This is a genomic window from Flavobacterium sp. (assembly GCF_046073885.1).
Taxonomy (GTDB): Bacteria; Bacteroidota; Bacteroidia; order Flavobacteriales; family Flavobacteriaceae; genus Flavobacterium.
In genome coordinates this window covers 25,488-32,547 of sequence record NZ_JBJTND010000056.1, presented here as the reverse complement: position 1 = coordinate 32,547, position 7,060 = coordinate 25,488, and the positions used below count along the sequence as shown (strand labels likewise).

Annotated in this window: 8 protein-coding genes; 2 read left to right on the top strand and 6 right to left on the bottom strand. The window is 34.5% G+C overall.

The window, feature by feature from the left end; genetic code table 11:
• Positions 1–125: 125 nt before the first annotated feature.
• The 6 genes from ACKOWY_RS07780 to ACKOWY_RS07755 are packed head-to-tail and all read right to left on the bottom strand — an operon-like array spanning position 126 to position 3,614.
• A complete protein-coding gene (locus ACKOWY_RS07780; protein ID WP_408940872.1) occupies positions 126–923 on the bottom strand; it encodes a TPM domain-containing protein in 798 nt (265 codons plus the stop codon).
• Positions 924–925: 2 nt separating this feature from the next.
• A complete protein-coding gene (locus ACKOWY_RS07775) occupies positions 926–1,363 on the bottom strand; it encodes a TPM domain-containing protein (protein ID WP_408940871.1) in 438 nt (145 codons plus the stop codon).
• A 3-nt stretch (positions 1,364–1,366) separates the two neighbouring features.
• Positions 1,367–1,963, bottom strand: a complete 597-nt coding sequence (locus tag ACKOWY_RS07770) for a LemA family protein (protein ID WP_408940870.1) — start codon at positions 1,961–1,963, stop codon at positions 1,367–1,369.
• 22 nt (positions 1,964–1,985) lie between these two features.
• Positions 1,986–2,276, bottom strand: coding sequence for a GldL-related protein (locus tag ACKOWY_RS07765; RefSeq protein ID WP_408940869.1), 291 nt, complete (start codon positions 2,274–2,276; stop codon positions 1,986–1,988).
• 1 nt (position 2,277) lies between these two features.
• Positions 2,278–2,610 carry a MerR family transcriptional regulator gene (locus tag ACKOWY_RS07760; RefSeq protein WP_408940868.1) on the bottom strand — a complete coding sequence of 111 codons (333 nt, stop codon included), beginning with the start codon at positions 2,608–2,610 and terminating at the stop codon, positions 2,278–2,280.
• Positions 2,611–2,636: 26 nt separating this feature from the next.
• Positions 2,637–3,614: a M23 family metallopeptidase gene (locus ACKOWY_RS07755; RefSeq protein ID WP_408940867.1), complete on the bottom strand. Its 978-nt coding sequence runs from the start codon at positions 3,612–3,614 to the stop codon at positions 2,637–2,639.
• A gap of 246 nt (positions 3,615–3,860) precedes the next feature.
• Here ACKOWY_RS07755 and alaS point away from each other — a divergent pair, with 246 nt between their 5' ends.
• Together alaS and ACKOWY_RS07745 are read left to right on the top strand one after the other, a co-directional pair.
• Positions 3,861–6,497, top strand: a complete 2,637-nt coding sequence (gene alaS / locus ACKOWY_RS07750; protein ID WP_408940866.1) for an alanine--tRNA ligase — start codon at positions 3,861–3,863, stop codon at positions 6,495–6,497.
• Positions 6,498–6,567: 70 nt separating this feature from the next.
• Positions 6,568–7,047: a DUF1761 domain-containing protein gene (locus tag ACKOWY_RS07745; RefSeq protein ID WP_408940865.1), complete on the top strand. Its 480-nt coding sequence runs from the start codon at positions 6,568–6,570 to the stop codon at positions 7,045–7,047.
• Positions 7,048–7,060 lie beyond the last annotated feature (13 nt).

Below are 7,060 nucleotides of genomic sequence, written 5' to 3'. Positions count from 1 at the left end.
GACGTGTGATGCACAGTATCAAAAAACATACTCGGCTACTGAACAGGCCAGCCGCAGCAGAACTGCAAATGACAGATCCGATGATGATTCACGTCGCGTCAACGAAATTGATAAGAGATTTCTTCTTACCAGCTTCCACTAGCTCCACCACCACCGAAACCGCCACCACCACCGAAACCTCCGAATCCACCTCCAGATGAACCTCCAATTCCACCACCACTACTTCTTCCTAAGCTGCTTAAAATAATAATATCTAATAAACTTGGACCTCCTATTCCTCCACTACCATTGCTATTTCCTTTGTTTCTTGAAAAGAGGAAAATTAAAATCACAATAATAATTATGAATACAAAAAAAGGAATTTTGCCATTTCGAATATTTTTTTTTGGGTTTCCTTTGTATTCACCTTTCATCACTTTGAATATAGCTGTAATACCTTTATCAATACCTTCAAAATAATGACCGTCTTTAAATTCGGGTATTATTTCCTGTTCAATTATTCTTCTAGAAAGAGCATCGGTTAATAAATGTTCAATTCCATATCCAGTTTGTATAGAAACTTTATGATCTTCTTTTGCTACAAGAAGTACAATCCCATTGTCTTTTCCTTTTTGTCCAATCTCCCATTTATGTCCTAAATCAGTAGCGTATTTTGCAATATCTTCTCCTTGTGTAGTTGGAACAATCATTACAAAAATTTCGGTAGAAGTACTATCAGAGTAATTTTTAAGCTTTTCAAATAATTGTTGTTTTTGGACTTCTGACAAAGTTTTAGTGCTGTCTATTATTGGGGCAATAAAAGATGGTTTTTCGGGAATTTTTAGTTGCGAATAACCAAAATTAGTTGCGCAAATAAATATAACCGTAAAAGAAAAACGAAAAAGCCAAAATATATTCAATTTATTAATTATTTGTTTTTTCATATTTATGCCTTTGATATTTCATTAGAAAGTTCGTCAATATCATTTTCTTGATGTGGAAAATAATTTTTCAATTGTTCTCCAGCTTGATGAATTCCGTCTACTAACGCTTCTTTATTTTTGCCATTTTTAAAATGGTTTAACATAATCTCTTTGGTGGAATCCCAAAACGAATAGGTTACCCTTTCATGTATGCCTTGATCGCCACAAATTGCAAATTGCCTGCTCTGGGTGGCCACATAAATTAAGACGCCATTTCGTTCTTTGGTATGTTCCATTTTTAATAAATGGAAAACTTCCACCGCTCTATCAATAGGAGCAATGGAAGTTTCTTTTTCTATATGAACTCGAATCTCGCCCGAAGTATTTTGCTCCGCTACTCGAATAGCCTCAACTACTTCTGCTTCTTCTTCTTTGGTTAAAAACACTTCAATTTTTGACATTATCTAATTCTCTTTATCAAAATATTGATTTACATCTGGAGCTTTTTCTGCACCAGCATCAGCTTGAAATCTATTCATTTGATTAAATCCAAAAAGTTTTGCAAAAAGAACACTTGGAAATTTCAAAGTTTTTTGATCATAAGTGTTAACTGCATCATTGAAGCGATCTCTCTCTACATTAATTCTGTTTTCTGTTCCTTCAATTTGAGATTGAAGTTCTTTGAATCCTTCAGTGGCTTTAAGTTCTGGGTATTGCTCTACTGTTACTAATAGTCGAGACAAAGAACCTTTTAGGCCTTCTTGAGCTTTCTCAAATTGAGCAATTTGTTCAGGAGAAGCATTCGCAGGATCAATTGTTATTGATGTCGCTTTAGCTCTTGCTGCTATTACTTCAGTCAACGTTCCTTTTTCATAATTAGCTGCTTTTTGAACAACTTTTACTAAATTACCAATAAGATCATTTCTTCTTTGATAAGAACTTTCTACTTTTGACCATGCTGTTTTTGCATCTGCCTGAGCTTCAACAAGCCCGTTGTATGAAGTTATTACTATTATTAATAGTATAAAAATTATTCCACCAGTAATTATCCATTTTCTCATTTTTTTTTAATTTAAAAGTTATTTATTGATTGTTATTTATTATTCTCTTTCTACCTGACAAAAGGTATACCAAACCTGCAATACTGCCACAAAAAATTAATCCAATGAACCACATAAATTTTTCGGAAGCGTCTATTTTGGTTGACGATTTAATTTCAGAAAGGGAAACATACCAAAATACAAGTAGGGACAATAATCCAATAATCATTAAGGGTTGTGAGTACGGATAATGCATTATTTTAAATAATGCACCCACAATTACAACCACTATTGATGATGTAAAACTGATATTTAATATTTGTAGGTTTCTCATATTAAAGGTTGTTCTTAATAGATGTCAGTTCAGCTTTTATGCCTTCTAGTTTGGCAATAATGTCAAATTTATCCAAAGTTTTTTTCTGGCCTTCTTTTAAATGGGTTTTAGCACCCTCAAGGGTAAAGCCTCTTTCTTTTACTAAATGATAAATCAATTGCAGATTTTTCACATCCTCTTGAGTGAACATTCGGTTTCCTTTTGCATTTTTCTTTGGCTTCAAAATATCAAATTCTTTGTCCCAAAAACGAATAAGAGAGGCATTCACCCCAAATGCTTCGGCCACCTCACCAATACTAAAATACAACTTGTCTTTTGATAAATTAATCTGCATAGTTTTACATTTATATTAAACCAAACCTAGTCTAACGACTGGTTCTCTAAATTAGCAATTTTTGATATAGCCACATACTCTGCAGCTGATATATTTCCGTAATAAAAATTAATTGGGTTTACGGGCTTCCCACCTTTGTGCACCTCATAATGACAATGTGGCGCCTGACTTCTTCCTGTACTGCCAACAAATCCTATGATATCACCTCGTTTCACACGCTGACCAGCGCGAACTTTATATTTACTTAAATGACCATATAAAGTTAAATAACCATAACCATGGCTAATTTCAATATGATTTCCATAACCCGATTTCGAATTATCAGCATTTTTAACCACACCATCACCCGTTGCATAAATTGGAGTTCCAGTTCGAGCAGTAAAATCCATTCCTTCGTGCATCTTTCTTGCCTTTGTAAAAGGGTCACTACGGTAACCAAAACCCGAGGCCATATGTTTCAAATCTTCATTTTTAACCGGTTGAATTGCCGGTATCGCACTTAAAAACTTGTCTTTTGCCTTCGCTAATTTCAAAATTTGATCTAACGATTTTGATTGCGCAACCAAGGCATTGGCTATTTTATCTACTTTCTCTGAAGTATTAATCACCAATTCCGAATTATCAAAACCTTCTAACTCTTGATATCTTTTCCTATCAATAATCCCTTGTCTCTTCTCATTAGAAATCGGAGATAAATTAAAATAAACCCGATATAAATTATTATCACGATCTGCCATCTCCGATGCCACTTGATCTAATGCATCAATTTTTTTATATAAAATCGCATAATTAAGTTTCAAATTTTCAATTTCTCTCGCTTGAATCTTGTCTTTTGGCGTTTCAAAATACGGCGTATTCATCAAAATCACAAAACATAAAAACCCAAATAATGCCGATGCCAATATAAAAAGCGCAGGGTAACCATACTTTTTACGCTTTTGAGGCCCTATTATTCGATAAGCTAAACTTTCTGGATCGTAATAATACTTAACTTTCTTCGACATTTCTTAAATTATACTATTTTTGTGCTAGTTTTTAAACTATCAATAGTTATACGAACAAATTTAAGAAATGTTTCTTTCTAAATCTATTTTTTATTTTTTAGAAGCGAAACTTTTGGCATCTTTGTAATCCTTGTTCCTGCTTTTCGTTTCAATCTTTTTTTTCAAAAAAGGATTTTCACTTCAATCAGGGCTAATGAGTAAACTATTTGAATAAAATTTAAGTATCTATAGCACTAATAATCAAAAATGAAATCACAAGACATTCGCAAGCAATTTCTTCAATTCTTTGAAAGCAAAGGCCATTTAATTGTTCCTTCTGCTCCTATCGTTTTAAAAGACGACCCAACCCTAATGTTCAATAACTCGGGGATGGCGCAATTCAAAGAGTACTTTTTAGGAAACGGAACTCCAAAAAGCAAGCGAATAGCCGATACTCAAAAATGTCTTCGTGTTTCTGGAAAACACAACGATTTGGAGGATGTAGGTTTTGACACCTACCACCACACCATGTTTGAAATGCTTGGAAACTGGTCTTTTGGTGACTATTTTAAGAAAGAAGCCATCAATTGGGCTTGGGAATTATTAACCGAGGTTTATAAAATTCCAAAAGAGAATTTATATGTTTCCGTATTTGAAGGAAACCCTGAAGAAAATGTACCTTTTGACCAAGAAGCATGGGATATTTGGAAAGAACTTATTGATGAAGATCGCATCATTTTAGGAAATAAAAAAGATAATTTTTGGGAAATGGGAGACCAAGGTCCTTGTGGTCCATGCTCTGAAATACATGTTGATTTACGTTCTGCAGAAGAAAAAGCGGCAGTTTCTGGAAAAAGCTTGGTGAATAACGACCATCCGCAAGTAGTTGAAATTTGGAATAATGTATTCATGGAATTCAACCGTAAAGCTGATGGATCACTAGAAAAACTTCCTGCGCAACACGTAGATACCGGAATGGGATTTGAGCGTTTGTGCATGGCTTTACAAGGAAAAACATCCAATTATGACACCGATGTTTTCACACCGCTTATCGGAAAAGTAGAACAGATTACGGGATTAAAATATACTACTGACGATGTCAAAAATATTTCAGACGATCAAAATAAAACCAATATTGCCATTCGTGTAGTTGCTGATCACGTAAGAGCAGTTGCTTTTGCCATTGCAGACGGACAATTACCTTCAAACAATGGTGCAGGTTATGTAATTCGCAGAATCTTGCGCCGTGCCATTCGTTACGGTTTCACCTTCTTAAACACTAAAGAGCCGTTCATTCACTCCTTGGTTGAAGTATTAGCCAATCAAATGGGGGAATTTTTTCCTGAGATTAAAGCGCAACAACAATTTGTGACCAATGTAATTCGTGAAGAAGAAGCTTCTTTCTTACGAACTTTAGATCAAGGGTTACAATTATTAGATAAAGTAATTGCAGAAACTAATGGAAAAACAGTTTCTGGAGACAAAGCATTTGAATTGTACGATACATTTGGGTTTCCAATTGATTTAACGGCATTAATATTAAGAGAAAAAGGATTTGAATTGGATGAAGCGGGTTTTAATGCAGCAATGCAAGAACAAAAAAACCGCTCCCGTGCCGCTTCAGAAGTTTCTACAGAAGATTGGACCCTAATTATTCCTGGAAATGTTGAAACTTTTGTGGGTTATGATCAAACCGAAAACGAAGTGAAAATCACTCGAATTCGAAAAGTTGATTCGAAAAAAGACGGCGTTTTATATCAAATTGTTTTAGACAACACCCCGTTTTATCCAGAAGGTGGAGGTCAAGTCGGAGACAAAGGTATTTTAACTTCATCCAACGAAATCATTGAAATTATTGATACCAAAAAAGAAAATAATTTAATCCTGCATTTTGCAAAACAACTTCCAGAAAATAGTTCAGCTAGTTTTGTGGCAAAAGTCAATACCGATTTGCGTATTGCAACTTCAAAAAACCACTCGGCTACCCACTTAATGCACCAAGCATTGCGTGAAATTTTGGGAACCCATGTTGAGCAAAAAGGTTCTTTGGTAAATGCAGATCGTTTGCGATTTGACTTTTCACATTTTAGCAAAGTAACCGATGAGGAAATCAAAAAAGTGGAAGCATTTGTAAACGCTAGAATTGAAGAGCAATTGCCACTTATAGAAAGAAGAAGTATTCCAATTCAACAAGCTTTAGATGAAGGCGCTATGGCTTTATTTGGAGAAAAATATGGCGATACGGTTCGAGCAATTAAATTTGGGCTTAGCATGGAGCTTTGTGGAGGTATTCACGTGAAAAATACTGCTGATATTTGGCATTTCAAAATCGTTTCTGAAGGTGCTGTAGCAGCTGGAATTCGAAGAATAGAAGCAATAACTGGAACTGCTGTTCAAAATTATTATACCGCTCAAGAGTCGGCTTTAGCTGAAATTTCAAGCACCTTGAAAAATCCACAAGACACAATAAAAGCAGTGGTTTCTTTACAAGAAGAAAATGCAAAATTAAAGAAACAACTGGAGCAATTATTGAAAGAAAAATTAGACGGTTTAAAAACCCTACTTTCTGCTGAATTTACAGAAATTAACGGCATCAACTATCTCGCAAAACAAGTAGATTTAAGCATGGGTGCTACCAAAGATTTGGCTCAGTCTATTGGAAGTTCAAAACCAAATTCGTTTGTAGTTCTGGCATCTATTGATGAAAATGCTCCAAATATTCACTGTTACATCGCTAAAGAATTAGTAGCTTCCAATAATTTAAATGCCAACATGGTAATAAAAGAATTAGGAAAATACATTGATGGCAACGGTGGTGGACAACCATTTTTTGCATCTGGAAAAGGTAAAAATAGTTCTGGAATTGCTGAAGCGCTAGCGAACGCTTCTAATTTTATCAAATAATTTTTATCTGATAATAAATCGAATTAATAAAAAACATATATTTGGTTTACTAACTTAAAAACTTAAAATCATGCACACACTATCTGTTTTATTGCTTTCTGCATTTTCCTCTTTATTGGTTGGTTTTATTTGGTACAACCCTAAAGTATTTGGAACTATTTGGATGAAAGAATCTGGTGTTTCAGAAGAAAAACCAAATACAGCAACCATGGTAAAAACCATGTTAGCAGCTTATATTTATGCTTTCTTAATTTCATTTGTAATGCAATTTTTGGTAATTCACCAAAGTGGAGCACTAGGAATGATTGGTGGAGATGTTTCAAAAGCACTTCCTTCCTATAATGCTTTCATGGCTGATTATGGCACTGCCTTCAGAACTTTTAAACACGGTGCTTTACACGGATTTATGACCGGTTTATTTTTCTGTTTACCTGTAATTGGTGTTGGTGCATTATTTGAAAGAAGAAGCTTTAAATATACGCTTATTGCTGGTGGTTACTGGGTTGTCACTTGTATGCTTATGGGTGGTATCATCTGCCAATGGATGTAAAATAAACTAACTC

What these genes read in the sequence shown, in the direction of transcription:
- ACKOWY_RS07780 (WP_408940872.1), bottom strand. Translation starts at nt 923, where the DNA reads ATGAAAAAACAAATAATTAATAAATTGAATATATTTTGGCTTTTTCGT.
- ACKOWY_RS07775 (WP_408940871.1), bottom strand. Translation starts at nt 1,363, where the DNA reads ATGTCAAAAATTGAAGTGTTTTTAACCAAAGAAGAAGAAGCAGAAGTA.
- ACKOWY_RS07770 (WP_408940870.1), bottom strand. Translation starts at nt 1,963, where the DNA reads ATGAGAAAATGGATAATTACTGGTGGAATAATTTTTATACTATTAATA.
- ACKOWY_RS07765 (WP_408940869.1), bottom strand. Translation starts at nt 2,276, where the DNA reads ATGAGAAACCTACAAATATTAAATATCAGTTTTACATCATCAATAGTG.
- ACKOWY_RS07760 (WP_408940868.1), bottom strand. Translation starts at nt 2,610, where the DNA reads ATGCAGATTAATTTATCAAAAGACAAGTTGTATTTTAGTATTGGTGAG.
- ACKOWY_RS07755 (WP_408940867.1), bottom strand. Translation starts at nt 3,614, where the DNA reads ATGTCGAAGAAAGTTAAGTATTATTACGATCCAGAAAGTTTAGCTTAT.
- alaS (WP_408940866.1), top strand. Translation starts at nt 3,861, where the DNA reads ATGAAATCACAAGACATTCGCAAGCAATTTCTTCAATTCTTTGAAAGC.
- ACKOWY_RS07745 (WP_408940865.1), top strand. Translation starts at nt 6,568, where the DNA reads ATGCACACACTATCTGTTTTATTGCTTTCTGCATTTTCCTCTTTATTG.